Here is a 25,793-nt window from a genome sequence, read left to right as displayed (position 1 = left end):
GAAAAACATCAATCATGAAAAACGGAGATTACTCTAAACGCACGGAGGACCGCGATGCTGAAATGCCGTATGACCGGATTGAAAACGAACCGTGCGGAACGGCTCCGCCCCTACTCGTGTTAAAAAACAAATGACTGCCAGAAATACCAACCCAATTACAGCAGGATTAGTATAGAACGCATTCGTAAAACCATCCAGCCAAATGAGTTCATCGCGGCTGTGGGCGTGCTTGGGAAACTGCGTACCCGGCGATGATTTATAAGGGTGCGCATGGCAAATAATTGTTCCGTCGGCCAATCGGTGAGCATGCCGAAACACTACGCCATTGACTAGTACGGCAACGTACAAGCCAAGCAGAAAGCGGGCGATCCCAAACCGATAATTTGCTAGACGAAACACACGAATAGTGAGCTATTATTCTACAAAAATACGAATCAACGTAGATATTCTCTTTTTATTTTATAGAACCAACAAATGAATTTTATGCTTTGGCATTAAAATTGAGATTTGAAAAATTTAAAAAGAAGGTTACGGCAGTGACAACAATTTTACGTATTTTACTGTCTGTTAAAAAGAAACTTTTAATTAACTTTTTTAGATGGTCTTGATTTTGTATTAATACAAGGTTAACTTTGATTTTAATTAAAAGTGGGGCTTTTGTCAGAAGTTTATAAGTTGTTGTCTCTCCCTAACCGTACACTTAACTACAACATTTTAGTCCTGAGCCAATGAGAAACGTTAGACTTTACATGATTTTTCAATGGGTCGTTTTTCTTCCCATTATTTTGCCACTCTGCCTCATTTATGGCGCAATACGGGGAGCAATGCAAATGGCTGAGCGTGTGATGGATCAACTCGTAGCCGACGTCATTCCGAACGGTAAACCACATCCTACCGTAGACTGATAGAGCTATGATGACCCAAAGATAAGCCGCGCCTGTACGTTTCAGAACCAGACGCGGCTTATCTTTTTGAGGAAATTCAGACAACCTATTCGTACAGGTTATCTATATCCTTGTCCTTATACGTTTCGGGTTCCAGTTCCAGAAACTCCTCCCAGAACGGGTCGTTGGGTAAGCCCGCCCGGCAAATAATTGGCTCCTTCTTCACCGGATGAATAAAATACAGACGGCGGGCGTGCAGGTAGATTTTTTTATCGGCTACTGCTCTATCGTAACCATATTTAACGTCACCACGTATCGGACAACCCATGTGCGCCAGTTGTGACCGAATCTGGTGCGGACGACCCGTTATAGGATTCACTTCCAGCAGATAATGCTCGTTAATTTTTCCCAGTACCCGATACGTTAATTCTGCTTTCTGAGAGCCCGGTACCTCATAATCATATACTGTTACCTGATTTTTCTGCTCATCTTTTACCAGCCAGTTAATCAGTTTATCAGCATCTGTAGGCGGTTTCTGACGAACAACAGCCCAATACGTCTTCTGAACCTGCCGTTTCCGGAAAATTTCATTCATACGCTCCAGCGCCTTCGATGTACGGGCAAATACCACCAGACCGCTTACGGGGCGGTCGAGTCGGTGTACTAACCCAAGAAATACTTCGCCGGGTTTATTGTATTTTTCCTTGATATATGCTTTTAATACGTCCAGTAACGTAGTGTCACCAGTTCGGTCGCCCTGCACCAGAATGCCGGGTTCCTTATTAACAATCAGCAGGTGATTATCTTCGTAAATTACCTGAAATGGCTTCTTTCTCATAATGAATAATGCAAAATGAATAATGGACAATGTATTTATCATTATACATTCAGGGCCGCCCGTGCGGATCATTATTCATTACCCTAACTCAATACGCTTCTTTCTCGTTCGGGAACGTATTGGCTTTTACGTCATCAACGTAGTGAGCAATGGCTTCTGTCATGACTTTATGAAGCTCGGCGTACCGACGCAGGAAACGTGGCTTGAATTCATTGTTGATGCCTAATAGATCATGAAAAACCAGAATCTGGCCGTCAGCGTCGGGGCCTGCGCCGATGCCGATGGTCGGAATACGGAGTTTGTGAGAAACGCTCTTAGTCAGAGTAGCCGGAATTTTTTCGAGCACAACGCCAAAACAACCCAGCGACTCAAGCATCAGGGCATCTTCCATCAGTTTCTCAGCTTCGGCTTCTTCTTTAGCACGCACGGCATACGTACCAAATTTATAGATGGATTGAGGAGTCAGACCCAAATGACCCATTACCGGCACGCCTGCACTCAACACCCGTATGACTGATTCTTTAATTTCAAGGCCTCCTTCCATCTTCACGGCGTGCGCACCCGATTCTTTCATTATCCGAATGGCCGAACGTAGCGCTTCCGACGAATTTCCCTGATACGATCCAAACGGTAAATCAACTACAACCAACGCCCGTTTAACCGCCCGCACCACTGAACTGGCGTGGTAAATCATCTGATCCAGCGTAATAGGCAGGGTCGTTTCATGGCCGGCCATTACGTTCGAAGCCGAATCTCCAACCAGAATCACCTCTACACCAGCCGTATCGACCACACGAGCCATGGAATAATCGTAGGCAGTGAGCGCCGAAATTTTCTCGCCTTTATTTTTTAATTCCTGAATAGTATGCGTCGTAACGCGCTTGATATCGGGATTATGGACAGACATTGGGGAAGTTGTTATGAAGTTGTAAAGTTATAGAGTTATAAGGTTGTAAAGTTGGCTACCACACTTATAAACTTTACAACCTTATAACTCTGTAACCACACAACTTAACGAGGAATGAGCCAGGTTTCGGGGTTGAGTTTGGTAAACTCTTTCCAGATTTGAAACTGGATTTCGGAGACACCGTTCTTGTCGGTGGCCACTGTACCGATGGACTCGCGGGCTTTTACTTTTTGGCCAATCTGGACCGATACGCTCTTCAATTTTGCGTAAACGGTAAAATAATCGCCGTGCTGAATGGCCACTACGTTATTCATACCCGGCATACTCGTTACGTCCTGAACTACCCCATCATACACCGAGCGAACGCCTTCACCCGCATTTGTTTGAATATCAATACCTTGATTTTCAACATAAATACCTTTCAGAACAGGGTGCGCTTTACGTCCGAAGTGGTCAGAGATAAAACCCTTCGTTACGGGCCAGGGCAAGCGTGTCCGAGATGCCGTGAATGACGAAGCCAGGGCAGATTCTTCGTCATTGAGGTTGTTGTTACGTCGTTCGTCAGGTTTCTTCGCTGCTGTTTCTGTTTCGGCCGCCTTATCAATACTTTCTACTTTTGCTACGTCGGCGGGGGCCGGTTTTTCGCCAGCTTTTGCAGCCGCAGCAATGGCATCTTCGGCTTTTTTACGTTCTGCCGCTTTACGGGCCGCTTCAAGTTTCGCCAGTCGTTCCCGTTCGGCTCGCTCACGGGCCTCTCGTTCGGCGCGTTCTCTGGCTTCACGGGCAATAATCCGCGTAATCATGGCTTCAAGACGATCAACTGCCCGGCGGCTTTCTGCCAGTTCAGTAGCCAGTTCGGATTCTTTTTGGCTTAATTCCTTGACAACCAGATTTTTCTCATTCTTCAGCGACTCCAATTTCTTACTTTCACCCAACTTAGTAACCAGTGTGCTACGTTGCTCCTGACGTTTACGCTGCGTAGCCTGCTGTTTGCCATCGAGCATGGTTCGTACATTATTCATCTGGCGAACCTGACTTTGCCGGGCGTTAGAATATTGCCGCAGGTAACGATATCGGGCTACTAACTGATTGAAATTATCAGCCGCGAACAGAAAACCCAGGGGATTGATTTGCTGACGTCGTTTGTCGGCCGCGTAAACCATCGAGGCATATTCGCTCTTCAGTTTATTCAAATCTTTGGTGAGCGCTTCGCTGGCCTGGCGGAGTTCGAAGATTTCGGTTTCGGTCAGGCGGATGTCCTTATTTAATAAACCAATCTGATTCGACTGAGCCTGAATTTGTTGATTCAGCGCTTTTAACTGACCTAGCCCTACTTGTTTCTCCGAAGTTGTCTGTTTCAGAATTGTATTTATCTGAGTCATCCGCTCCAGATTCTGCCTTTTTTCCTTTTCCAGCGCCTGACGGTTACGCAAGGTCTGCGTCTGCTGTTGTTGAGCCATTACTGAGCCCGATAGCCAGCATAAACTCAACCCGATCAGCACAATAAGAAACCGACACATAAACCAGAAAGAAGACCAAAAGAGGAAACGCATACGTACTGAAACCAAAAACAAATTAGGGATTACATGGTGTGTATCACGCTATTAAGAACAATTCCCTGCAAAACTAAGGCCGACGTTTATAACTAGCCGGAATCGTAAAGGGAAATCCCGGATTTTTATCGACCAATTCTACTTTACTATGCTTGATACGTAATAAAGTCTGGTAAAATTGTCCATCGGCTTTAGACTGATAATCAAGTGTTACCAAACTCGTGTATGGAAACAGGAAATTATTCAGCGATGTAAAATCTTCGTAATCCAGCCGAAGCGTGTTTTTGGTCGGTTGTTCGGTTACCATTAGCTTTTTCAGTTTCCGATCCTCTTCACCAATATAGTTTTCAACCAGCACTTTGCCTTCGCTCTGCCGCAGGAGCAGGTAATCGTGTTCGTTTTTTATTTTTTGGGCCGGTCGTTTAGGAAGAGGCAGATTTCCGACAATAAGGGCCTGTAATAACTGGAAATTCATCTGAAAATTGAACTGTTTGCTCAAAGTCGGAAAATCATACATCGAATATTCCCGGTGAATTTTGTCGATAATGGTAATGGAATCGCGCGTAATCAGCGCCCGAACCGCTTCAAGACCAAGCTTAGAAATGGAGACCCAGATCAGGCTGTCTTTACGTGCCCGAATAGTGATATTGGCGTTATCGATATCCTGTGTGGGGCTTTTGAAGGAAATCTTCGATTTAGCTGTCAGATAACTAAAATCAATTTCTGCTACGTTGGCACGGGCCTCTTCAATGCCGGGACGAGCTGGCCGGGTTGCTGTTGCTGTATCCTTGTTGGGGGTAGCCGGAGTGGTCGGCGAGTTGACAACAACCTTCGCCGTATCGGGCAACGTAGCAGGGGTAGTTGAGGGATTAGTACGGGATATATGGTGTCGTCGGCACCCTTCGATAGTGACGAATACGCTCAGTAACAGCGTAAACAAGAGGTATTTATTCATTTAGGGGTAGTTTCAGTTCATAGCTTAAGACGAGTGTTGGCCAAAAACCAGAAACTGTTTTACAACTTGCCAGTAGCAATTTTTTTATCCAATTCCGAACTGCCTCCGCCTTTAGTCTTCGCCTGCTTCCACTGCTCCAGGGCCTTATCAGGTTGTCCGAGTTGGTAAAGTACATCACCGTAATGTTCAATGATTGTTCCGCTAAGATTAGCCGGATTAGCCATTGCCTTTTCCAGATATTGCCGGGCTTTAGCGTAGTCTTTCGCTACGTACAGCACCCAGGCGTAGGTATCCAGATACGTAGCATTGGTTGGATTACGCTCGACCAGCTTCTGAGCCAGTTGCTGCGCCCGTTGAAGATTTTCTTTCCGCAGCGACAGAAAATAGCTGTAGTTATTTAATACGTGGTCGTTTAGCGGGTCTACCTTTAAAACGGCTTCGTAAGCTTCATCAGATTTGGCGTAATCGCCTAGACCATTATAAGCATCACCCAACTGCGCATCTATTCCTTTTTTCAATTCTGTAGTGGCAGTTGCCGCCAGCAGTTTGCGGCTCTCCTCCAGCGCATCAACGGCTTGTTGATATTTCCGCTTGAACAAATTGGCTGAACCATTTGAATACCAGAACATTCCTTGCGTTGGAAATACTTCAAGCGCCTGTTCCGAATGCACCAGCAAACTATCGACCTGATTCAGTTCTCCATCCAATTGTAGCAATGCCCCCCACACTTCATAGATCGAGCCATCGAGCCGGGTGGCTTTGGCGTACGTATCGCGGGCCTCGGCTTTTTTCCCCTGCTGAACCAGTAAATCAGCCAGCATAACCTGTGATTTAGGGTCATTTGGAGATGATTTCGCTAATTGCTGTGCCATACCCAAAGCATCCTGCTGCGCTGTGGGGTTTTCACTAGTGAGATTTACGTAGCTGGATAAAATCCGGGCCTTCAGACCAGCCTCCAGATTTGGATTCGCCAATACCTGATCGAGCTCTTTTTTAACGCGGGCCATGTCGCCTTTCTTCCGGTAAATATCAGCGAGTAATACGTGGGCCTGCGGCAGGTCGGAATTGAGTTTAAGTGCCTTATCAATCCAGCTAATTGCCTGATCGGAGCGGTCGTTAGCGATGAGCAATTCGGCTCCTTCGAGCAAATAATCTGGTTCACCGGGTTCTGAGGCAACCAGTTTTTCGGCCTCTTCAATAGCCTTTTCTATCTTGTTCTGTTTCAGATAAATACGTTGCTTCTGGCGAGTAATTTCTTCGTTCGTGCCTAATTCACGTTCTACCAGGTTATAGGTCGCAAGCGCCTGATCTGGTTTTTCATCGAATAGGTAAATTGCCGCCAGTTCAACACCGTATTCAGCATTTTCGGGTCCTTTTTTCAGGATGGCTTCGTAGAGAGCTTCGGCTTCACCGTACCTTTTCTGTTTTACGTACAATTCGGCCAGCAGTAATGAATAATATTTGTTGTCGTTGCTCAGGTTATGCGCCTTAACCGCGTGCGTAATGGCATCGTTGATTTTACCACTTTTGACCTGCGCATTCGCCAGCGAATAATGAGCAGCGGCATTCGACGGATCTTTTTGCAGTATTTTCTCAAACTGCGCAATCGCTTTTGCTGGCTCGTCGGTCATCAGATACCGTATACCCTCTGTAAACTGCGTCTCGGCTTCAATACGTACCGTTGTGGTCGAGCCAGCCTTTGCCAGCGCCGTATCAGCCTTGACGGGTCGGCGCTGAGCCGAGGCAGGAAGCAGACAAACCCACAAAATCAGCCCGAAGCTAATTAGGCTTCCAAGTAAGCGTCGATTGCCGTAACGGATGTATAACGTATTCATACTGATTAATATACAGAGAGACTTACTTATCAAAACGTGCTCTGTCTCGTTCTATTGCAGCTTTCGTACAACGAATCCTCTTAAACAAAGGTAGTTCAAAATGACGGAATGATTTATATACGCTGAATACCTTACGTAGTGGACCAAAACAGTCTTTGAGACAATTCCGTTTGACACCCGATTCGTGCCCGGCTACGCTACGTTACCCCAACAAATACCTTGCCCATTACGTAGCACTGGCAACGTAGTGATAGGCCAGAAATCTCGAAAATGATACGTAGTACTTATAACTTTTCGGGCAGGCTCTAGTTTATCGGTTATGCTTGCGCAGAAAGTGCAAGCCCATAAAATCACATTCATGGAAACTTTGTATACTGCCACCGTCAGCAATGTGGGTGGACGCGAGGGCGATGTAAAATCGCTGGATGGCATTCTGGAATTAAACGTTAAACGTCCGGTAGAAATGCACGGTGAAGGGGGAGCAACTAACCCTGAGATGTTATTTGCAGCAGCGTATAGTGCGTGCTATAACGGGGCTCTAATGTCTGTTGCCGAACGACGGAAAGTTATACTACCCGAACACGCCGTAGAAGTCAGTATTTCGCTGAATAAAGACGGCAACAACATGTTCTTATCCGGGAAAATTACGGTTAAAGCCCCACACATGGACCACGACCAACTTCAGCAGCTGGCCGAAACCGCCCACGCCGTATGTCCCTATTCCAAAGCTGTGAAGGGTAACATGGATATGAAGATTGAAGTACTGGTTTAGGTTTGCAAGGATAGTGGGGGTAGCAGGGATTGTTTGTAACTCAGCAATCCCTGCTACCCCCACTATCCTTGCGCTCATCTACCCCACCGCGTCGTACACCTGCACACGGGTCCATAGATGAGCGCAGGTGTCGACGAATTTCAAGTGAATGGGATGTTCCTGATACGTATCGTGGGCAGCTTTGTCGGCGAAAACAAAGGTTATCGAGAAATCATAGGAATGGTCGATAACAGGTCGGCGAGTTTCGGCGGGCGTACCGACGTAGGCCGCAGAAATGTCGGTAATTTCCTTGAGTGATCCGAGACCCGCACGTAGTGCATCGTGGTCGGCCTGGCTTTCGGGATGTTTCAGCCAGAAGAAAACAGTATGAACAAACATGAGAAAAGAAGAGAAGTTTTAGAATGAACTGTCCGAGATTATTGACTTGTGTATAATCATCGAACTGCAAACTTCTAATTATTTTTCTCCAACTGCTTCACTAGTACGTTAAAATCTTTCGGATAAGGTGCTTCAAAGGTCTGCTCTTCGCCATCGAGCAGGGCAAATGTCAGTGAGTGAGCATGGAGCGCAACGCGCTGAATCAAAGGCAATTCCTCCGTATCCTGCTTCAGATTAAACTTCCGTTTTATATCTGATAGAAAAACGGGTTTTCCACCATACGTAGCATCATTGACAATAGGTGCTTTGAGGCACATCAGGTGAACCCGTATCTGGTGCATCCGTCCTGTAATGGGCATACACTCTACCAACGTAGTAGTTCGAAACGCCTGCAACGTATTGAAAATCGTCTCTGCCACTTTTCCCTTTTCCCGGTCGATACGTACCGCCGTACCGTCTTTAATGGGCGATATAGGTAGAAACACCGAAATACCATCGAAATCGTGAACGCCATTCGTGACAGCGTGATAGCGCTTGGTCACCTCGCGGTGTTCAAACTGCATGGCTATATGCCGATAAGCCTCCGGATTTTTAGCAATAGCCAGAATTCCAGAGGTTTCCTTATCGAGCCGGTGGCCGAGTTGTGCATCAGGCCAATACGCTTTTGCCATCCGCACGATGCTCTGCCCTCCCCGGTCGGTGGTCCGCTCATCGAGCGAGGCTACGTGGGGTGGCTTGTTGATGATGATATAATCCTCGTTCTCAAAAAGAATAAGGTCTTCAAAATTCTGTTTCATGGGCGTTTGGTCGATAGTCGTTCGTCATCAATCGAAAGTGAGCGGTCGTAAAGAAACTTCTATCGTCTTATGACTATAAACGAAAAGCCCCCTCCTAACCGGAAGAGGCTCACAGATAATATCTTCGTAACAAAGACTATAAAGACAACGTACCGCGCTCGTGAGCTTTACGTAACGTAGCTTCCAGCCCGTTTTTGTTGATGGTTTTAATGGCCGACGTAGCCACTTTCAGCGTAACCCATTCTCCAGTTGATTCAACGAAGAACCGCTTCTTTTGCAAGTTCGGGTAAAATTTACGCTTGGTTTTATTATTAGCGTGAGAAACGTTGTTTCCCGACCGCGTGCGCTTTCCTGTTATTTGACAAACTCTGGCCATTACCGTACTCGTTTTCCGTATGAGGGCGCAAAATTGGCTAAATAATTCATAATCTGCAAGTCATTTCTCCTTTTTTTTGAATCCATACGGACAATGTCGGCATCCATTCTGGCAGCAGTTGCCACGTTTAAGGTGATACGTTGCCGTAAATACGATATATCCCTCAGGCGTGTAGTAGTAATCTTCGTTGGCTAAGTCAGGGATTTTTTTCTTTGATGACTGCGCTGGCATTGGTTTTGGGGGTCTCTGCAAGAAACCGTATTTTTGAGAAACGGGCATCTGCACGTGGAAGTTTCAGCAACCTAGCACTACATCAACGGACACATAACCACATTCACCATGATACTCGAACCAACACTATCTATCGCATCGGCCGAGAACGCCATGCAGTTAGAATGGCAATACGGCGCCCATAATTACCACCCCATTCCGGTAGTACTTACGCGGGGTGAAGGCGTTTTTGTGTGGGATGTTGAACAGAATCGATATTTCGATTTTCTTTCTGCTTACAGCGCTGTGAGTCAGGGCCATTGTCACCCACGTATCATTAATGCCCTGATCCGACAGGCGCAGCAATTGACGCTCACCTCGCGCGCTTTTTACAACGACAAAACGGGAGTTTGCGAAAAATACCTCTGCGATTACTTCGGCTACGACAAAGCTATAATGATGAACTCCGGGGCAGAAGCGGGCGAAACATCGCTGAAACTCACCCGAAAATGGGCCTATAAAGTCAAAGGTATTCCACAGAATCAGGCTAAAACAGTTTATGCTGCCGGAAATTTCTGGGGACGTACCATAGCCGCCATTTCATCATCGACCGACCCCAGTAGTACCAATGATTTTGGGCCGCTGCTGCCCGGTTATATCGTTATTCCGTACAACGACCTCAATGCATTGGAAGATACGTTCAAAAGCGTTCCAAACATTGCCGGTTTCATGGTTGAGCCCATTCAGGGCGAAGCGGGCGTTGTGGTTCCTGCTGAAGGTTATTTGCGTGGCGTTCGTGATTTATGCACGAAATACAACGTACTATTCATTGCTGATGAAGTGCAAACGGGCATCGGACGTACCGGCAAACGTATCGCTTGCGACCACGAAGGTGTAAAACCAGATTTGCTCGTGCTGGGTAAGGCACTATCGGGCGGCACTATGCCCGTATCGGCGGTGCTGACTTCGGATGAAGTTATGCTAACTATCAAACCTGGCGAACACGGTAGTACGTATGGCGGAAATCCGTTGGCCTGCGCCGTTACGATGGAAGCACTTCAGGTGGTAGAAGATGAAAAGCTAGCCGAAAACGCAGCCTCGATGGGCGAAATTTTCCGGTCGCGAATGATCGCTTTGAGTCACCAGACTGACTTAATTAAATCGATTCGCGGCAAAGGGTTGCTGAACGCCGTTGTGATTGCCGAACGGCCTGATTTCGGAAAAGAAACGGCCTGGGAAATCTGCATGAAACTTAAAGCGAACGGATTACTAGCCCGCCCGACGCACGGCGACAAAATCCGCTTTGCTCCCCCATTGGTCATCACCGAAGCGCAGATTCACGAAGCCTGCGACATCATTGAGAAAACTATTCTGGAGTTTTAAAAACGACGTAGCATTTTTGTCATGCTTCCTTCGTCAGCATGACAAAAATGCTACGTTATATTCGCTACGTGCTTAATCATTGCATCGGTTGCCCGTTTTTGAACGTAGCAGCTATACGTTCGCCATCGGCAAAGTAATACGTTCCCTTACCATTGGGCATATTATTCTTGAACCAGCCAACGTATTTATCGCCATTCCGGTAATAGTAAGCACCGTAGTCCCACCGAAGGTTATCCCGAAAGTTGCCTTTGTACTTTATTTTTCCATCGGCGTAATACTCTATGCCTTCACCATGTTTGTCCCCTTCTTCAAACTCACCGACGTAACGCTCCTGCGTCGGATAAACAAACGTACCTGTCCCGTCCTGGCAATCGCCTGATACACAGCCAACAGTAGCGCGTTTGGGAGCAGTAGGTGCAACAACAGAACGTGCCGCCATAACAGGAGCACTAGACGTAGTGATCGGTTTCGGAGCCATAGCTGTCGGCGCTTTCACCAACACCCGGCTTTTCGGGTACATCGCTTCAGCTTCCAGCCAGCCTTTCCGAATCGCTTCGACGCGAGCTGGCTTAGCAGGGTGCGTTAACGTAGCGTGTTCATCGCCAAGGGTTTTAACAGCAATCGACGCTTCTTCAAGCGAAGCGCCTAACTGGTGCAGCACAAAACCCGAGAATTTATCCGCTTCGATTTCTTTCTGAGGTTGCCCCCCCGTACCGTCAATGGTATGCCCCTGCAAATGGTGCCCAATTTCGTGCGCCATAATGCTGATAGCCGCCCAGTCGGTTTCGGTATCCTGATCAATTTGCGCCATAAATGCACCGTCGTACACAATAAAGCGCTGTCCTTTTAGTACCGTTGCAAAGCAGTTATCAGTGTTCGAACACTCAATAACTTTAAAATTACGCATCAGCCCGATGGGTTTCAGAATGCGGTCGACAACCCGTTCGGCGTGACCGTTGGAAGCTGTTTTAGGCGAACAAATAACCTGCGGACCTAGTTTGCCGCCGGTGTAGCTGCAAATGAAGGCTCCGGAGCCAAACGGACGTACCGGAGTATCGTTTTGAGCCATCAGCGGCTCATGAATCAGGGTAGTAATCAGTAAAAAAGGGAGAGAGAAAGCCACTCGCACATGCATAACCAAAGAGGGTTAATCGTACAACACGGCTGAATAACGAATTAGAACCGGCAGGCATTGTTTTCTGATTAGAAAATGCGTCATGAAACGAGTATTTCCAGTCCATGATGCATTGTTACGTAGTCGTTTTCCACCGACTCACTACGCCCTCATCCGTACACGCAGCTAATAACTCAAGCGTTGTTTTATGGAGAAGTGGATGCACAAAATCTGGCGCTACGTCGGCCAGTGGAACCAGCGTAAACCGTCGTTGATGCAGATATGGATGCGGCAATGTGAGTGTAGAGCTGCTCGAAATGAGCTGGTCGTAATAGAGAATGTCAATATCAATCACACGCGCGCCCCATTTCTCCTTTCTGATACGCCCCAAATCCTGTTCAATCGCCTGGGTTTGTTTTAGCAAAACTTCTGGCTCCAGCGTCGTTTTAACACGTATCACCTGATTCAGAAAAGCAGGCTGATCGATGATACCCCAGGGTGTGGTTTCGTACAAAGGCGACTGTTGTTCAATCGCACCAACGTATTGCCAAATCAAATCAACCGCCCGTTGCAACGTAGCAACACGGTCGCCGAGATTTGCGCCGAGGAGAAGAAAGGTTTTCAAAAGAGCGATGTTATTAGTGATAAGTGATAAGAGATGAGTTTGCTGACGCCAGCATTTGTTGAATGCGTCAGCAAACTCATCTCTCATCATTTATCACTCAATAATCCTTAATTGCCTTAATATCGTAGTACGTCTTGATTTCTTCTTCCGATGGCGTTTTGGCCGGACGTACCAGACGGAAACCGACGAACGAAGCCGACGTCAGCCACCAGTCTGATTTCGGGCTTTGTGGATCGAGTACTTTCCAGGCAGGTGCCGATGGTGTGCGAGCTGCCGAACGTAGCACTTCCGGACCGTCGTCCCATGAACCACCTCGAACGCTGTTCGGATACAACGTAGTGGTTGGTGCATAGGCTTCTTTCACTTTTCCGCTGGCTACCTGCTGGTAATAATCTTCAACGTACTGATCTTTGGTCCATTCCATTACGTTGCCGTGCATGTCGTAAAGGCCAAACGGGTTCGGTTTTTTGGTGCCAATTTTTTTATAACCACCATCGCTGTTCCCGTTAAATACGGCGTATTCACCCAATTTACTCGCATCAGCCCCGAACGAATAAGGCGTAGTCGTATTGGCCCGACAGGCATATTCCCATTCAGCTTCGGTAGGCAATCGGAAGAACATACCCGTTTTAGCATACAGCCACGCACAGAACTTGATGGCGGCATATTGCGTCATATTAATAGCCGGATAACCCGCCCGGCCCATCCCAAACGACATGTCGACATAGGGCGGACTAGGCCGCGTAGTGGCGTCGGTTTTCGCCAGATTGGCGTCCACCTGGTTATACTTAGCCGCCATTTCTTTCTCCATCGTCGTGAAAGCGAACAGGTCGTACAAGTCCCAGGTAACTTCGTATTTCCCCATGTAGAACGGCTCAATTGCTACGTTGTGCTGAGGCCCTTCATCGGGTTTACGGTCTTTCTCAGCGGCAGGACTACCCATCATAAATTTTCCGCCCGGAATGGCTACCATTGCATACGTCTGGTTGCTCCCCGGTACTACCTGCGTGTAGGATTTGAAATCAGTGGAGGTTTGAGCCTGTGTTGTATATATAGCTCCAGCGAGCAAGCCAACTGCGATAAGGAGACGTTTTACGAGCATTGTTGGTTATGAATTAGGAATTCATCTTGAACCGCAAAAGTACGAACGATTGCTTTGTTGTACCTTTGTGGAGTCACAGTTTTATTTCCTGCATTAATATGACGATCAAACTTAGTAAAGCAGCCTCAAAGGGTGAGATTGTTGAGAAACTTCGGCAATTGAAGCAGCCTAATGAGTTGAATGTTCAAAAATATGCTGGCAAATTGAAATGGGGGAAAGATAGCCTCTCATACCAGCGTGAATTACGAGATGAATAATCCAACTGGCCTTTTTGTGGACACAAATGGATTAATCCGCCTGCTGGAAGGTGACGAATTGCTCAGTACCTTACTGGCAGACCAGATAGTTTATATCTCTGTATTCACAGAGTTAGAGATGCAATGTAAACCCAATCAACCTGCTGAAGAACGTAAACTGATTAAAAGCTTGCTAAACGACTGCGTTATAGTCGAGTTAACTCCACAAGTTAAAACAGAAGCGATTAAAGTTCGCAGGGCTTCACGAATGAAACTTATGGATTCAATTGTAGCAGCTTCAGCCCGAATGACAGGCCTACCACTCATAACTGGCGACAACGCATTCGAACGTGTTTCCCAGTTAGACTTGATTCTTTTACCTCCTCGTTAACAGAACTTTAGCGAGAAAGCTTCACCTCATGAATTACCTATCAGCCGAAAATTTAACCAAGTCCTACGGCGACCGCATTCTCTTCAAAAACCTGACCTTTGGCGTTAATCGGGGCGATAAAGTAGCTATCGTCGGTGCCAATGGATCAGGCAAAACAACCTTGCTGTCGATTCTGGCAGGAGCCATGCCGCCCGATTCAGGAATTGTCAGCCAACGGAAAGACATCAGCGTAGGCTATCTCGACCAGCAGCCCGAACTCAACAATGCACTGACCGTTATGGAAGTAGTGCTGGCGGGTGAAAGTGCTCAACTCGACGCGGTACGTGCCTATGAACACGCCCTCGTCAACGATGATCCGGCTGCACTCGAACGCGCCATGGCCGACATGGAAAAGCTAGAAGCCTGGGATTATGAGTCGCAAATCCGGCAGATTCTGGGTGAACTGGGCATTCAGGACGTAACGCAGCCGGTTCATTTGCTGTCGGGTGGTCAGCGGAAGCGGGTAGCACTGGCGCGGGTGCTGATTCAGAATCCTGATCTGCTTATCCTCGACGAGCCGACCAACCACCTCGATCTGGAAGCCATTGAATACCTCGAAAATCACCTGAATACTAATAACGGTACGTTGCTAATGGTATCGCACGACCGTTATTTTCTAGACCGGGTCTGCAATCAGATTGCGGAGATGGACGAAGGGCAACTTTATACGTACAAAGGCAATTACGCCTACTTTCTGGAAAAGAAAGACGAGCGCGAAGCAGCCGCAGCCTCTGAGTTAACCAAAGACAGAAATACGTTTCGGCGCGAACTAGAATGGATGCGTCGGCAACCGAAAGCGCGGGGCACCAAAGCACAGTACCGAATCGATGCGTTTGACGAACTGAAAGATAAAGTCGGCGGCAAACGTAGCGACGGCGAACTTGATCTGAACCTGCGCATGACGCGGTTGGGCAGCAAAATTCTGGAAGTCGAAAACCTGAGTAAACGCTTCGGCGACAAGGTATTACTCGACCATTTCAACTACACGTTCAAACGCCCCGACCGCGTTGGTCTCATCGGCAAAAACGGCATGGGTAAAACCACGCTGATGAATATGCTAACCGGTCTGCTACGTCCCGATTCAGGCAAGATCACGACGGGCGGTACGGTAAAATTTGGCTACTATACCCAAACTGAACTCGATTTACCCGAAAATCAGCGCGTTATCGACGTAGTACAGGACGTAGCGGAAGTTATGAAACTCGCGAATGGCGACACAATTACCGCTACACAGTTGCTAACTCGTTTTTTGTTCAATCGCCAGAAACAATATGACTTCGTATCGAAACTGAGCGGGGGCGAAAAACGTAGGTTGCAATTGTTGCTGGTGCTGGTGCAAAACCCGAATTTCCTGATCCTAGACGAGCCCACCAACGACCTCGACATCACGACACTGAACGTACTAGAAGAGTTCTTGCTCAATTTTTCGGGATGTGTTCTGATTGTTACGCACGATCGCTACTTCATGGATCGGCTTGTTGAGCACGTATTTGTGCTGGAGGGTGAAGGCAAAGTCCGTGATTATCCGGGCAATTATACCGACTACCGAATTTGGCGTGATTCGCAGCCGAAAACGGGTACGTCACAAAATGATAAACCAGTAGCGTCGCCGGCAAAGAACCAATCGACGCCCGTTGTAGTTTCATCCGCAACAAGCCCGGCTGCTGGTGCCAAGAAAAAGCTGTCGTTCAAGGAAATACGCGAGTACGAAACTCTTGAAAAAGAAATTGAGTCGCTGGAGCAACGGAAAGCCGAAGTTGTCGGTCTACTGAATACCGGTGGGCATCACGAACAGCTAACAGCCTGGGCACGTGAAATTGAAGAGATTGACAAAAGTATCGCCGAAAAATCAGACCGCTGGCTGGAGTTAGCGGACTATATTTAAAGAGTGAAAGAGCGAATGAGTGATTCTCTCCTTCATTCGCTCTTTTACTCTTTCACTCCGCACCGGCGGCCCGGTTTCACTCTTAACCATGGATCAGATTATTGAATTTTTCCGGTATCTGTTGAATTCCGAAGAGATTATTCGGACGGGGGGACTGGTGCTTATTACGTTGATTATCTTCGTAGAAAATGGTCTGTTCTTTGGCTTCTTCCTGCCGGGCGATTATCTCTTGTTTCTATCGGGCGTTTTTGCCGGGACTAAACTGCTAAACGTACCGCTTTGGCTATTACTCATCTGCATTTTCGGCGCGGCTGTGCTCGGTTCACTTACCGGCTACGTAACGGGCTACTATTTCGGTGGAAAAATCAAGGACCGGCCCGACTCGCTATTTTTTAAACAAAAATATATTGAGAATACGCGGGCGGCTTTCCTACGTTATGGAAACAGTGCGCTGATTGTAGCTCGGTTTCTGCCGGTTGTCCGCACGTTTGCGCCACTGCTGGCGGGTCTGATTCACATGCCTTTCCCCTATTTCATGCTCTATAACGTAATCGGCGGTGCGATTTGGGTCATTACGTTGGTGGGGGGTGGTTTTTATTTCGGCGAGAAATTTCCGTGGATTATCAACTACGTCCACTGGATTATTATTTTCTTCCTGGCTGTCACTACGTTCACCGTTGTGAAAGGTTACCTGAATGCCAGAAAAGAGAACCGGGTCGAGAAAGTATAATGTGAAATCCCGTTTTCATGCTTACTACATTCCTCAGGAATTGACGGGCTCAAATATGTCGGCGGCATTTGGTTTTCGGCCATGCGTCATTTCAACCCTTTGCCACCAGCGCTGAACATCTTCCTGTTTTTGATCCAGCGTTTTGCCGGGTAGGTTGAACGTATTCGGGTTGTATCGATAGGCAATGTCTACCTCTAAATAATAATCTTTATAGAACAGATCCCGCAACGTTGTCTGAAACATATCACCTGTTACGTGGATAGGTTCGGCGGTTGGTTTTTTCCTGACAAGTTCATAGTCAGGATCAACGTAGCAATCTTCCGCAAAATGCCCTTCTTTATAGAAAGCAGTCGTAGGGAAATAAAGTACAAGCGTCAACAAAGGCCATTCCGCTGAGACAGCTTCCTGAATTTGCCGATACGTCATTCCTTCCTTTATAGTGACGCTTGTACTCATACCAAAATTTTAGGTAAGCACTTCAACAAATCAGACTCTAGTGATCTGGATAAAACAAGCCTGGGTGTTTGACGTAGCAGTTGCCATATATCAAACACCCAGGCTATCAATCATTTAATTCCGTAACGCCTTACCACCTGTCAACAAACTCTGAATCCGTTCCAGCGTCTTTTTCTCACCTGTCAGAGATAAGAATGCTTCCCGTTCCAAATCAAGTAAGTACTGCTCTGATACGTTCTGTGGACTGCTTAAATCGCCACCGCAAATAACGTAGGCCAGTTTATCTGCTATTTTTGCATCGTGGTCTGAGATGTAGTTGCCCATGCGCATAGCCGCAACGCCTGCTTTGAACAGCGCAATACCGGTTTTTCCCTGAACTTTAATGTCCTTACGTGGCTTGGGCTGCGTGTAGCCATTTTCGGCCAGTTCGATGGCGGCTTGTTTGGCTTCGGCCAGTAATCGACTTCGGTTCAGGACAATCTGATCAGTGGAACGGAGGTAGTTCATGTCGCGGGCTTCCTGCGCCGAAGTCGAAACTTTAGCCGTAGCGATGTTCATGAACGCACTCTGAAGAATGTTCAGTTCTGGGTCGCCGGTCTGGTACAGGTCCGACGCACGAGCGGCCATCTCTTTAGTACCTCCACCCGCCGGAATCAGGCCGACGCCCACTTCCACTAGCCCAATGTAGCTTTCAGCGTGCGCTACCACTTTATCGGCATGAAGTACGGCTTCGCAACCGCCCCCTAGCGTAAGTGTATGTGGAGCTACCACCACCGGAACAGACGAATACCGAAGCCGCGTAATCAGTTTCTGAAACTGGGCAATCATTAGATTCACCTCGTCGAATTCCTGCTCAACGGCAAACATGAAGAGCATCGCCAGATTGGCACCTGCCGAAAACGCTTCAGTCGAATCATTGCCAACAACGAGCCCGCGGAAATCTTTCTCAGCCAGCGAAACGCCTTTCTGTAAAGCCTCCGATACGCCCTGTCCGAACGTATTCATTTTGCTATGAAACTCGACGTTCAGAATACCATCACCCAGATCGTAAATCGATGCGTCATTATTTTTCCAGACGACGTTGTTGCTGGGACCGTCCCCCCGGAGATTCTCAAGAATCGTAAACGCTTCCGTACCGGGAATGGCTTTGTAGCTTTTCGTCGGAATGTCGTAATACATCCGCTTGCCCCCTTCGATTTTATAGAATGCATCGAAACCAGCGTCGAGCATGTCGTAAACCCATTGAGCAGGCTTCTGCCCAAGCGATTCAATCAGCTCTACGCCTTTCCGAACGCCGATAGCATCCCAGGTTTCGAACAAACCCATTTGCCACCCGAAGCCCGCTGTAATGGCCGCATCGATCCGGTAAAGTTCGTCCGAGATTTCGGGAATGCGATACGTAGCGTAGCGGAATCCATCGGCAAACGTTTGGCGGTAGAACTCGCCCGCTTTGTCTTTGCCAGCGAGCAGTATCGGGAATCGTTTCTTCAGGCTATCAATGGCTTTGGTGCCCTCCAACGTAGCAAACTTAACCTTGACCGACGGCTTGTATTCGAAGGTTTTCAGATCGAGAGCCAGAATTAGCGTCTGGCCTTTTTCGTCCTTTATTTTCTTGTAATAACCCTGACCGGTTTTATCGCCCAGCCATTTATTTTCCATCAACTTCTGCATTGACGGCGGCAACTCGAACGACGCCCGTGATTCGTCGTGCTCCATTTTCACGAGGTTGTTCGCTACGTTGACGGTTGTATCCAGCCCCACTACGTCCGACAGCCGGAACGTACCAGATTTCGGCCGACCAACCACTGGCCCCGTAAGTTTGTCAACTTCTTCTACCGTCAAACCCAGTTCTTCGGATACGCGAATGGTCTGAATCAGCGACTGAATACCCAATCGGTTGGCGATGAAGCCCGGCGTGTCTTTACACAATACGGTGGTTTTACCGAGATACAAATCACCGTAGTTCATCAGGAAATCAATGACATCCGGATCGGTATCGGGGCCGGGAATAACTTCAAGCAGGCGGAGGTAACGGGGTGGATTGAAAAAGTGTGTACCGCAGAAATTCCGGCGAAAATCGTCGCTACGTCCCTCAATCAGCAAATGCATCGGAATCCCCGACGTATTGGACGTAATCAACGTACCGGGTTTGCGGTATTGTTCAACCCGTTCATAAACAGACCGTTTAATATCCAGTCGCTCGACAACCACCTCGATAACCCAATCATACGTAGCAATCTCTTTCAGGTTATCATCGAAATTCCCCAGTTTGATACGTTCGGCAAATTTGGGGCTGTAGAGCGACGCCGGACTAGCTTTGAGCATCGTCTGGAACGCGTCGGTTACAGGTCGGTTGCGAACCAGCGGGCTATCGGTTGTAAGGCCTTTCGCCTGTTCAATAGCATTTGGTTCTTTCGGGACAATGTCGAGCAGCAACACATCGGCGCCGATGTTCGCAAAATGAGCCGCAATCCGCGACCCCATAATACCCGAACCGAGCACGGCGACCCGCCGAATGGTACGTTTTTTTGTCTGTGGGGTGCGACCCTCCGATTTGGGTTTTTCTAAGGTAGCTTCCATGGTTTTGATTTACCCGGAACGCGAATCAAACAGTGCTACGTTTACTCGGCGTTCCTGTCTTTGATTTTAATTAATTCGTCTACGTCAATTTGATCTTTAGGCCGATTCGTAGCTTTCTTCTCAGCAATTAAATCATTCAGGTGAATTACTTTGAACGTAATTCCATCAAACGTAGCATCGATTGCCCGTTCATAACAAACGTCAAAATCAATTTCACCAAATGCTTTGAGCGAATAGCCCATATCGAGCGTGAAGCCATATTTCCCCACCGCGACCGATGTCCAGCCGAAAATAAGTGGTACGTCTTTTAGATAAGCCGCTCCAGCCACGCCATTCTCGTCCAACGCCTGAATCAAATTAGCTTTGTTCTGATCGTCAGATTTAAGCCAGATATCCATGTCCTGCGTAGTGCGAACATGCCCATGCACAACCCCCGCCATGCCGCCAACCAGCAAATATTGAACCTGATGACGATTCAAACTTTCCAGCAGCTGCTCTACGTCAGAATCGGCAATATCCATTGATTTCGGCGGATTTTTCGGGTTGGCATGATACAGTTTCGACGCCGTATGCATGAGTCGCGTAAACGCTTTTAGCCGGTTCTCAGCAGGATTTTCGAGAATTTCAGGCATAGTTTCAGCGCGTTAGTCCAACGATAACTCTTCTGCTTCAGTCGTTTTAATCTTCGAATTTTCTTCTTCGACCATCCGATTGATTTCCTTGATAACGTCCAGAAAAACAACCAGTTTGTCGAGCGGTATACGTTCGCGGATGGCCTGGTTGAATTGAATCACACCATCACGAGCCATTTCGCGCTTGATTTTACCAGCTTCCGTCAGATAAATGCGCACAAAGCGTTTGTCATTATCATCCACTTCCCGACGTATCAGACCACGCTCTTCCAGATTTTTCAGCATACGTACCAGCGAACGAGGTTCCATACCCAGCAGTGGCCCTATTTTAGTGGCTGGCGTGCCTTCTTCCAGGTCGATGTTCAGCAGTACGTAGCCAATGGCCATCGTAATGCCGAACCGGGCTGCGTAGGCATTGTACATCCGCGAAATGGAATGCCAGGCCCATTTTATATGAAAATCAACTGTCTTTTCCTTCTTCATCGTCGTGCCCTCCAATCATGGTTAGCCGTGTAAATCTAGTAGATTTTCGCGAATTATTATGCAAGCATACTAATTTTCTTATACGCAAAAAAGTGAACTGCATCGGCATCATGCAACCCGTCGAGATCAATGTGCATCTTTATAAAAAACCAACACAACAAATCAATTGCTCATGAAACTTCTTACTACGTTCTTTCTGCTTACGCTCGTTGCGCTAACGTCCACCTTTGCCCAAACGTCGGTTTCGGCTAAAGAAATTATCGAAAAAATTAACCGTAAAGAGGCCGTTACGTATCAAAATGCTACCATTACCGGCGATTTGGACCTGACAGATCTGGCCAATCGAAAAGAAGTACAGGATGGAAACTGGGGAGATACACAACATTATCTGAGTATTGTTGAAGCGCCTATTACGTTCAAAAACTGTGTATTCCAGGGAAAATTTCTGGCGTATCGCTCAGAAGAGAATAACGTCAAAAGAGTCTTTAACAACAGCAACACTGTCTATAACGCTGATTTCCCGGAATCGGTAACCATCGAAAACTGTACGTTTGAAGAAGACGCGGCATTCAAATATTCGACATTCAGCCAGCGCGCCATTTTTACGGGTACTACGTTCCGCGACGAAGCACTATTTAAATACACCAAATTCCGCGACGCAGCTGATTTTAGCAACTCGACATTCAAAGGGCATAGTGACTTCAAATACACGAAATTTGACGAAAAGTCTTCGTTCCAGAAGGCCAGTTTCACCCGTGCGGCTGACTTTAAATACACGAAATTCGACGAAGGCGTTGATTTCCGGCAGGCTAGTTTTACGGGAAGCGCCGATTTTAAATACACTAATTTCCCTCGGGGTACTCAATTCGAAAACACGAAATTTTCGGGTATCACCGACTTCAAATACACCAAACTCGACGGCCAGCGATTCAATCCAGGTCGGGATTAGAGCGTTTTTGTCATGCTGACCGGGCCGCCGGCCCGGTCAGCATGACAAAAAATTATAGGTAAGACGTAAGTGAAAAGGCTGCTCTTCAGAAAGGCGTAATCTTTTCGCTTACGTCTTTCTACTTTTTACCAGAAGCTTAACTATTTCTCTAATTCCTCGTTTATCAGAACGTTAAACCAATCACTTAACGTTGTGAAACGTACTTACAAAATTCTGATTGCGCTCGTTGTCCTGCTCATCATTGCCCGGTTGCTGCTGCCGTATTTCGTGCTACGTTACGTCAACAAAACCCTGGTCGACATGGGTGACTATACAGGACACGTTGAAGATATTGATATTCAGCTCATTCGCGGGGCGTATCAGATAGACAATTTACGCATTCGGAAAATCAGCGGGAAGATCAAAGAACCGTTTCTGTTCATCCCGAAAATCGATTTATCCGTTGAATGGAAATCACTCTTTAAAGGCAAGCTGGTAAGCGAAGTAGAGTGTTATAATCCGGAAATCAACTTTGCCTTTAGCGATGATGAGGCTACTAGTCAGACCGGTGCCGATGTCGACTGGACCGAGTTCCTGAAAAAACTGCTGCCTATCAACATCAACCGGTTTGCGATCATCGATGGCACCGTAAACCTGGCAAGTTTGATTACTCACCCCCGCGCCGATTTGTCGTTGAAACGCTTTCAGGGCGAAATCCGGAACATACGTAACGTAGAGGACAAGGCCAAACAGTTACCGTCGCCGGTAGTGGCTTCGGGCGACGTACCGGGTTACGGTGGGACTATGAAATTTTCGGCCAATATGAACCTGCTGAAAGTTGTTCCCGACTTCGATTACAATATGCAGTTTGCTAATCTTCAGATGGTTAAACTCAACCCTCTTGCCCGCGAATACGGAAATATTGATTTCGAGCGAGGTACGTTGAGCGTTTATAGTGAGATGGCGATGCTGAACAAGAAATTGAACGGTTACGTAAAACCGCTCACGAAAGGCATGCAGATTTTCAAACTCAACGAGCACGAAAATCGTACGCCAGGCAAGTTTTTTACTGAGCTAGCGGCACAGGCCGGTACTGTCATTCTGAAAAATCAGCGACACGATCAGGTAGCCACCCGAATTCCTCTCACCGGTACTGTCGACAATATCGAAACGTTGACATGGCCTACTATTTTCGGTCTGTTACGTAACGCTTATGTAGAAGCTTTTAAAGGCGAATTCGATAATAACGTAACGCTTAAGGACGCCCTGAAAGACGTAAGGGCCGATTTAAAAGAAAAACGTAAAGAGCGCAAAGCGGAACGTAAAGAAGCCCGCGCCGAACGTAAAGCCGAACGTCGGCAGAAACGGGAAGCCCGTAAACGAGAACGAGAAAAGAAAAAGAATTAACGCCTTAACTCAGTACATATCAACGTACTGTGTCAACGCGGGTAGCCCCTCCCCTACGTAGCGAATCTGGACGTAGCCGTTTTTGTTTGCGATTTTTAGGCTTCGTTTTCGTCGTATCCTGGCTTATATCTCTTTGTAATCGTCTTTGCTCGTCCGCTTTATTCATGACTGGAGCAGTCTGAAATGATTCGGTTGTGGAAGCTGATTGCGGCAACGAGTTATTCTGCCCGAAACTAGCGCTGGCCAGTCCGCCGGTCAGTAAACTGATGAAAAACACGTAGCGTTTCATAACATTGAACGTATTGGTATTACGTAATAACGAAGCGCGCACCTGTTCGGTTACGATTTGTGCCGTTTAGTAAGCGAATCAATTACTATATGCGTTTAAATATGGAATTTCGCTCGGTTCTGCATCTACAGAGAAACGACGTAACACGATGTCCGTTTGCAAAGCAACAACCGATAAAATCGTACGTAGCATTCGTTAGTACATGTTCCTGAAACTGTTCCGTAAATCCAGAACCGAACGCTCTCCCCGCGACGCGGCCGACTACGTAGCACGCTACCGCGCTACGGGTGATCTGGCTATTTTGGGTGAACTCTATGAACAGCATATGGATATGATTTACGCCGTTTGCTACAACTACCTGCGCGACGAAGACGAGGCTAAAGACGCCGTCATGAATCTATTCGAGCAGTTAGTCAATGATTTACGACGGCATGAGGTACATCAGTTTGGACCGTGGCTGCACAGCGTAGCGCGGAATTATTGTTTGATGCATTTGCGTAAACATCAGGCCCATCCGAACATAGCGTTAGTCAGTGACTCGCCAACCGACAGCGACGAGCCACTATTAAATCTGACAGACGATGACGATACGCTGGCCGAACACGAGGAAGATTTAACGCGGATGGAAGCTTGCCTGCAAACGCTGGCCGTGGAACAACAAAGCTGCCTTCGGTTGTTCTATCTGGAACGAAAGACGTATACAGAAGTAGCTGAACTGACGGGTTACGATTTGAAACAGGTGAAAAGTTATTTGCAAAATGGGCGTCGGAATTTGAAAATTTGTATGAGTAAGTAGCAGCCATGAACGACAAACTGACTTTCGACGATTTACAGGCTTACCGGGCTGGTCAACTCAGCGGCCCGGCGCGCTATCGTGTGGAGCGGCTGCTATTGGAAAATCCGTTCTATGCCGATGCCCTGGCGGGTTTGGAGGCCATGCAACAAACAGCCGCCGATACGTTGCCGAACCAACTCGCTGATTTACGAACGACACTGCACCAGCGTATTCATGAGTCGGCCAATAAAAAACGACTGTGGCCCCTCTGGATTGCGACTACCACAGCCGCCATTTTGTTTATGCTGGCGATGGCTATTTACTTCATCTATTTTGCGCCGAAACGGCCGAATAAATCACAGCCCATTCAGCGCCCCAAAACTACGCTGGTTACCCCATTTACGGATAGCCATCGGGCGTTTATCTATGAACGTATTGATGGCGTTCGGGCGCTAAAAAATGCGGTTTGTTTGCGTATTTCGTAAAACAATTCGCAAAGCTCCAACGTTAACCCGGCATACCATCATAACGAATCATCCATGTTTCGCGCAAATTCACTACGTTCAATCGCTTTATCTTTATTCCTCATTTCAACCTGTCTATCAGGCAGTTTAGCCCAACAACGCTTTAGTGCCGGTCCGCGCGTCGGCTTGAATTTGTCTAATTATTGGGGAAAATCAGACAATATGAAATTCACACCCGGCGTATCAGCTGGTGTGTTTCTGATGTACAGTTCGCTGAACCATTTCGGACTCTCCGCTGATTTTCTTTATTCACAACGGGGTACTGATTATAACGACGGGCGTATCAAGTTTAAGCAGCGGGTGAATTACCTGGAAATTCCAGTGCTGGCCCGTTATTTTTTGACATTGGAAGGCAATTTCAGACCTAACGTTTTTATCGGCCCATCGCTTGCTATTAAGCTCAACGCCAAGCGACTCGACGGCGAATACCTGTCGGGTACGGGTCCCGCTATTAATTCCGACAATGGCAGCGATTTTAACGATCTTGATCTGGGCGCTGCGGGTGGTTTTCAGCTCAACTGGGGTACCGGCAATCGGCAACATTTCCTGATTGATGCCCGCTACACGCTCGGCCTCAGCAATGTACAAAGCAACCTGCCTAATATATGGGGAAATCGCAGTCCGCTGCAAAACTCGACTTTTACGCTGGCCTTAGGCTACAGTTTCGGCGTTGGCCGCGAACACCCAAGCCGTTACCGTCGATAGTCAA

General features: G+C 47.4%; 31 protein-coding genes. 12 read left to right on the top strand and 19 right to left on the bottom strand.

Annotation, left to right across the window (positions count from 1 at the left end; genetic code table 11):
• Positions 1–33 precede the first annotated feature (33 nt).
• Entirely contained in the window at positions 34–399 is a 366-nt protein-coding gene (locus tag IC229_RS09810) for a hypothetical protein (RefSeq protein ID WP_190886785.1), read from the bottom strand.
• A 329-nt stretch (positions 400–728) separates the two neighbouring features.
• Between IC229_RS09810 and IC229_RS09805 the strand changes: the two genes are divergently transcribed.
• Positions 729–905 carry a hypothetical protein gene (locus tag IC229_RS09805; RefSeq protein ID WP_190886869.1) on the top strand — a complete coding sequence of 59 codons (177 nt, stop codon included), beginning with the start codon at positions 729–731 and terminating at the stop codon, positions 903–905.
• 85 nt (positions 906–990) lie between these two features.
• On the opposite strand, the gene IC229_RS09800 is transcribed toward IC229_RS09805, so the two are convergent.
• From IC229_RS09800 to IC229_RS09775, 6 genes are all read right to left on the bottom strand, one after another.
• Positions 991–1,722, bottom strand: a complete 732-nt coding sequence (locus IC229_RS09800; protein WP_190886784.1) for an RluA family pseudouridine synthase — start codon at positions 1,720–1,722, stop codon at positions 991–993.
• A gap of 88 nt (positions 1,723–1,810) precedes the next feature.
• Entirely contained in the window at positions 1,811–2,629 is an 819-nt protein-coding gene (gene panB, locus IC229_RS09795; RefSeq protein ID WP_190886783.1) for a 3-methyl-2-oxobutanoate hydroxymethyltransferase, read from the bottom strand.
• Positions 2,630–2,733: 104 nt separating this feature from the next.
• The gene (locus tag IC229_RS09790) at positions 2,734–4,089 is read right to left on the bottom strand and encodes a murein hydrolase activator EnvC family protein (RefSeq protein WP_223833943.1); all 1,356 of its coding nucleotides are present in this window, start codon (positions 4,087–4,089) and stop codon (positions 2,734–2,736) included.
• 166 nt (positions 4,090–4,255) lie between these two features.
• Entirely contained in the window at positions 4,256–5,137 is an 882-nt protein-coding gene (locus tag IC229_RS09785) for a DUF4292 domain-containing protein (RefSeq protein ID WP_190886782.1), read from the bottom strand.
• 59 nt (positions 5,138–5,196) lie between these two features.
• Positions 5,197–6,972 (bottom strand): tetratricopeptide repeat protein, encoded by a 1,776-nt coding sequence (locus IC229_RS09780; RefSeq protein ID WP_190886781.1) that lies wholly within the window; start codon positions 6,970–6,972, stop codon positions 5,197–5,199.
• A 192-nt stretch (positions 6,973–7,164) separates the two neighbouring features.
• Positions 7,165–7,332, bottom strand: a complete 168-nt coding sequence (locus IC229_RS09775; RefSeq protein ID WP_190886780.1) for a hypothetical protein — start codon at positions 7,330–7,332, stop codon at positions 7,165–7,167.
• Between IC229_RS09775 and IC229_RS09770 the strand changes: the two genes are divergently transcribed.
• Complete coding sequence (locus IC229_RS09770; protein WP_190886779.1) at positions 7,331–7,744, top strand: Ohr family peroxiredoxin; 414 nt, start codon at positions 7,331–7,333, stop codon at positions 7,742–7,744. The two genes, IC229_RS09775 and IC229_RS09770, sit on opposite strands and share 2 nt — an antisense overlap.
• Before the next feature lie 78 nt (positions 7,745–7,822).
• Here the strand turns inward: IC229_RS09770 and IC229_RS09765 are convergent, their stop codons facing one another.
• The 4 genes from IC229_RS09765 to IC229_RS09750 form a co-directional block, all read right to left on the bottom strand.
• Complete coding sequence (locus IC229_RS09765) at positions 7,823–8,122, bottom strand: Dabb family protein (RefSeq protein WP_190886778.1); 300 nt, start codon at positions 8,120–8,122, stop codon at positions 7,823–7,825.
• A gap of 74 nt (positions 8,123–8,196) precedes the next feature.
• Positions 8,197–8,919, bottom strand: coding sequence for an RluA family pseudouridine synthase (locus IC229_RS09760; protein ID WP_190886777.1), 723 nt, complete (start codon positions 8,917–8,919; stop codon positions 8,197–8,199).
• Between the two features lie 136 nt (positions 8,920–9,055).
• Positions 9,056–9,295: a 50S ribosomal protein L28 gene (rpmB, locus tag IC229_RS09755; RefSeq protein WP_190886776.1), complete on the bottom strand. Its 240-nt coding sequence runs from the start codon at positions 9,293–9,295 to the stop codon at positions 9,056–9,058.
• A 60-nt stretch (positions 9,296–9,355) separates the two neighbouring features.
• The gene (locus IC229_RS09750) at positions 9,356–9,526 is read right to left on the bottom strand and encodes a DUF5522 domain-containing protein (protein ID WP_190886775.1); all 171 of its coding nucleotides are present in this window, start codon (positions 9,524–9,526) and stop codon (positions 9,356–9,358) included.
• Between the two features lie 108 nt (positions 9,527–9,634).
• Between IC229_RS09750 and rocD the strand changes: the two genes are divergently transcribed.
• Entirely contained in the window at positions 9,635–10,888 is a 1,254-nt protein-coding gene (gene rocD, locus IC229_RS09745; RefSeq protein ID WP_190886774.1) for an ornithine--oxo-acid transaminase, read from the top strand.
• A gap of 76 nt (positions 10,889–10,964) precedes the next feature.
• Here the strand turns inward: rocD and IC229_RS09740 are convergent, their stop codons facing one another.
• The 3 genes from IC229_RS09740 to IC229_RS09730 form a co-directional block, all read right to left on the bottom strand.
• A complete protein-coding gene (locus IC229_RS09740; RefSeq protein ID WP_190886773.1) occupies positions 10,965–12,023 on the bottom strand; it encodes a M48 family metalloprotease in 1,059 nt (352 codons plus the stop codon).
• 115 nt (positions 12,024–12,138) lie between these two features.
• The gene (gene folK / locus IC229_RS09735) at positions 12,139–12,627 is read right to left on the bottom strand and encodes a 2-amino-4-hydroxy-6-hydroxymethyldihydropteridine diphosphokinase (protein ID WP_223833935.1); all 489 of its coding nucleotides are present in this window, start codon (positions 12,625–12,627) and stop codon (positions 12,139–12,141) included.
• A gap of 97 nt (positions 12,628–12,724) precedes the next feature.
• Complete coding sequence (locus IC229_RS09730; protein ID WP_190886772.1) at positions 12,725–13,729, bottom strand: formylglycine-generating enzyme family protein; 1,005 nt, start codon at positions 13,727–13,729, stop codon at positions 12,725–12,727.
• A 98-nt stretch (positions 13,730–13,827) separates the two neighbouring features.
• Between IC229_RS09730 and IC229_RS09725 the strand changes: the two genes are divergently transcribed.
• From IC229_RS09725 to IC229_RS09710, 4 genes are all read left to right on the top strand, one after another.
• A complete protein-coding gene (locus tag IC229_RS09725) occupies positions 13,828–13,986 on the top strand; it encodes a hypothetical protein (RefSeq protein WP_190886771.1) in 159 nt (52 codons plus the stop codon).
• Positions 13,979–14,356, top strand: a complete 378-nt coding sequence (locus IC229_RS09720) for a PIN domain-containing protein (protein WP_190886770.1) — start codon at positions 13,979–13,981, stop codon at positions 14,354–14,356. The genes IC229_RS09725 and IC229_RS09720 overlap by 8 nt, the downstream gene beginning before the upstream one ends.
• Positions 14,357–14,384: 28 nt before the next feature.
• Positions 14,385–16,280: an ABC-F family ATP-binding cassette domain-containing protein gene (locus IC229_RS09715; RefSeq protein WP_190886769.1), complete on the top strand. Its 1,896-nt coding sequence runs from the start codon at positions 14,385–14,387 to the stop codon at positions 16,278–16,280.
• 88 nt (positions 16,281–16,368) lie between these two features.
• Positions 16,369–17,010: a DedA family protein gene (locus tag IC229_RS09710; protein WP_190886768.1), complete on the top strand. Its 642-nt coding sequence runs from the start codon at positions 16,369–16,371 to the stop codon at positions 17,008–17,010.
• Positions 17,011–17,043: 33 nt separating this feature from the next.
• Here IC229_RS09710 and IC229_RS09705 read toward each other — a convergent pair whose 3' ends face one another.
• The 4 genes from IC229_RS09705 to IC229_RS09690 form a co-directional block, all read right to left on the bottom strand.
• Positions 17,044–17,466: a hypothetical protein gene (locus IC229_RS09705; RefSeq protein ID WP_190886767.1), complete on the bottom strand. Its 423-nt coding sequence runs from the start codon at positions 17,464–17,466 to the stop codon at positions 17,044–17,046.
• Positions 17,467–17,580: 114 nt separating this feature from the next.
• Positions 17,581–20,046 (bottom strand): 3-hydroxyacyl-CoA dehydrogenase/enoyl-CoA hydratase family protein, encoded by a 2,466-nt coding sequence (locus IC229_RS09700; protein WP_190886766.1) that lies wholly within the window; start codon positions 20,044–20,046, stop codon positions 17,581–17,583.
• A gap of 41 nt (positions 20,047–20,087) precedes the next feature.
• Complete coding sequence (locus tag IC229_RS09695; protein WP_223833934.1) at positions 20,088–20,678, bottom strand: nucleotidyltransferase; 591 nt, start codon at positions 20,676–20,678, stop codon at positions 20,088–20,090.
• 12 nt (positions 20,679–20,690) lie between these two features.
• Positions 20,691–21,161 carry a MarR family winged helix-turn-helix transcriptional regulator gene (locus tag IC229_RS09690; protein WP_190886765.1) on the bottom strand — a complete coding sequence of 157 codons (471 nt, stop codon included), beginning with the start codon at positions 21,159–21,161 and terminating at the stop codon, positions 20,691–20,693.
• A 172-nt stretch (positions 21,162–21,333) separates the two neighbouring features.
• On the opposite strand from IC229_RS09690, the gene IC229_RS09685 reads away from it, so the two are divergent.
• Both IC229_RS09685 and IC229_RS09680 read left to right on the top strand, forming a co-directional pair.
• Positions 21,334–22,110: a pentapeptide repeat-containing protein gene (locus IC229_RS09685; protein ID WP_190886764.1), complete on the top strand. Its 777-nt coding sequence runs from the start codon at positions 21,334–21,336 to the stop codon at positions 22,108–22,110.
• 192 nt (positions 22,111–22,302) lie between these two features.
• Entirely contained in the window at positions 22,303–23,496 is a 1,194-nt protein-coding gene (locus tag IC229_RS09680) for an AsmA family protein (RefSeq protein WP_190886763.1), read from the top strand.
• Between the two features lie 19 nt (positions 23,497–23,515).
• On the opposite strand, the gene IC229_RS09675 is transcribed toward IC229_RS09680, so the two are convergent.
• Positions 23,516–23,827, bottom strand: a complete 312-nt coding sequence (locus tag IC229_RS09675; RefSeq protein ID WP_190886762.1) for a hypothetical protein — start codon at positions 23,825–23,827, stop codon at positions 23,516–23,518.
• Positions 23,828–23,987: 160 nt separating this feature from the next.
• Between IC229_RS09675 and IC229_RS09670 the strand changes: the two genes are divergently transcribed.
• The 3 genes from IC229_RS09670 to IC229_RS09660 are packed head-to-tail and all read left to right on the top strand — an operon-like array spanning position 23,988 to position 25,789.
• On the top strand, positions 23,988–24,581 hold the full coding sequence (locus IC229_RS09670; protein WP_190886761.1) for an RNA polymerase sigma factor: 594 nt from the start codon (positions 23,988–23,990) through the stop codon (positions 24,579–24,581).
• A 5-nt stretch (positions 24,582–24,586) separates the two neighbouring features.
• Entirely contained in the window at positions 24,587–25,045 is a 459-nt protein-coding gene (locus IC229_RS09665; protein WP_223833933.1) for a hypothetical protein, read from the top strand.
• A gap of 54 nt (positions 25,046–25,099) precedes the next feature.
• On the top strand, positions 25,100–25,789 hold the full coding sequence (locus IC229_RS09660; RefSeq protein WP_190886760.1) for a porin family protein: 690 nt from the start codon (positions 25,100–25,102) through the stop codon (positions 25,787–25,789).
• Positions 25,790–25,793: the final 4 nt, after the last annotated feature.

Source organism: Spirosoma profusum, from assembly GCF_014699005.1.
GTDB classification, from domain to species: Bacteria; Bacteroidota; Bacteroidia; order Cytophagales; family Spirosomataceae; genus Spirosoma; species Spirosoma profusum.
Note: the sequence above shows the minus strand (reverse complement) of the source record. Positions and strands in the feature narration are given on the sequence as shown.

Coding starts and splice junctions, on each gene's coding strand:
- rpmB (WP_190886776.1), bottom strand. CDS start 9,295: ATGGCCAGAGTTTGTCAAATAACAGGAAAGCGCACGCGGTCGGGAAAC.
- IC229_RS09780 (WP_190886781.1), bottom strand. CDS start 6,972: ATGAATACGTTATACATCCGTTACGGCAATCGACGCTTACTTGGAAGC.
- IC229_RS09730 (WP_190886772.1), bottom strand. CDS start 13,729: ATGCTCGTAAAACGTCTCCTTATCGCAGTTGGCTTGCTCGCTGGAGCT.
- IC229_RS09740 (WP_190886773.1), bottom strand. CDS start 12,023: ATGCATGTGCGAGTGGCTTTCTCTCTCCCTTTTTTACTGATTACTACC.
- IC229_RS09750 (WP_190886775.1), bottom strand. CDS start 9,526: ATGCCAGCGCAGTCATCAAAGAAAAAAATCCCTGACTTAGCCAACGAA.
- IC229_RS09770 (WP_190886779.1), top strand. CDS start 7,331: ATGGAAACTTTGTATACTGCCACCGTCAGCAATGTGGGTGGACGCGAG.
- IC229_RS09700 (WP_190886766.1), bottom strand. CDS start 20,046: ATGGAAGCTACCTTAGAAAAACCCAAATCGGAGGGTCGCACCCCACAG.
- IC229_RS09760 (WP_190886777.1), bottom strand. CDS start 8,919: ATGAAACAGAATTTTGAAGACCTTATTCTTTTTGAGAACGAGGATTAT.
- IC229_RS09685 (WP_190886764.1), top strand. CDS start 21,334: ATGAAACTTCTTACTACGTTCTTTCTGCTTACGCTCGTTGCGCTAACG.
- IC229_RS09800 (WP_190886784.1), bottom strand. CDS start 1,722: ATGAGAAAGAAGCCATTTCAGGTAATTTACGAAGATAATCACCTGCTG.
- IC229_RS09705 (WP_190886767.1), bottom strand. CDS start 17,466: ATGAGTACAAGCGTCACTATAAAGGAAGGAATGACGTATCGGCAAATT.
- IC229_RS09765 (WP_190886778.1), bottom strand. CDS start 8,122: ATGTTTGTTCATACTGTTTTCTTCTGGCTGAAACATCCCGAAAGCCAG.
- IC229_RS09695 (WP_223833934.1), bottom strand. CDS start 20,678: ATGCCTGAAATTCTCGAAAATCCTGCTGAGAACCGGCTAAAAGCGTTT.
- panB (WP_190886783.1), bottom strand. CDS start 2,629: ATGTCTGTCCATAATCCCGATATCAAGCGCGTTACGACGCATACTATT.
- IC229_RS09665 (WP_223833933.1), top strand. CDS start 24,587: ATGAACGACAAACTGACTTTCGACGATTTACAGGCTTACCGGGCTGGT.
- IC229_RS09805 (WP_190886869.1), top strand. CDS start 729: ATGAGAAACGTTAGACTTTACATGATTTTTCAATGGGTCGTTTTTCTT.
- IC229_RS09720 (WP_190886770.1), top strand. CDS start 13,979: ATGAATAATCCAACTGGCCTTTTTGTGGACACAAATGGATTAATCCGC.
- IC229_RS09690 (WP_190886765.1), bottom strand. CDS start 21,161: ATGAAGAAGGAAAAGACAGTTGATTTTCATATAAAATGGGCCTGGCAT.
- IC229_RS09660 (WP_190886760.1), top strand. CDS start 25,100: ATGTTTCGCGCAAATTCACTACGTTCAATCGCTTTATCTTTATTCCTC.
- IC229_RS09725 (WP_190886771.1), top strand. CDS start 13,828: ATGACGATCAAACTTAGTAAAGCAGCCTCAAAGGGTGAGATTGTTGAG.
- rocD (WP_190886774.1), top strand. CDS start 9,635: ATGATACTCGAACCAACACTATCTATCGCATCGGCCGAGAACGCCATG.
- IC229_RS09715 (WP_190886769.1), top strand. CDS start 14,385: ATGAATTACCTATCAGCCGAAAATTTAACCAAGTCCTACGGCGACCGC.
- IC229_RS09670 (WP_190886761.1), top strand. CDS start 23,988: ATGTTCCTGAAACTGTTCCGTAAATCCAGAACCGAACGCTCTCCCCGC.
- IC229_RS09790 (WP_223833943.1), bottom strand. CDS start 4,089: ATGGCTCAACAACAGCAGACGCAGACCTTGCGTAACCGTCAGGCGCTG.
- IC229_RS09785 (WP_190886782.1), bottom strand. CDS start 5,137: ATGAATAAATACCTCTTGTTTACGCTGTTACTGAGCGTATTCGTCACT.
- IC229_RS09710 (WP_190886768.1), top strand. CDS start 16,369: ATGGATCAGATTATTGAATTTTTCCGGTATCTGTTGAATTCCGAAGAG.
- IC229_RS09775 (WP_190886780.1), bottom strand. CDS start 7,332: ATGAATGTGATTTTATGGGCTTGCACTTTCTGCGCAAGCATAACCGAT.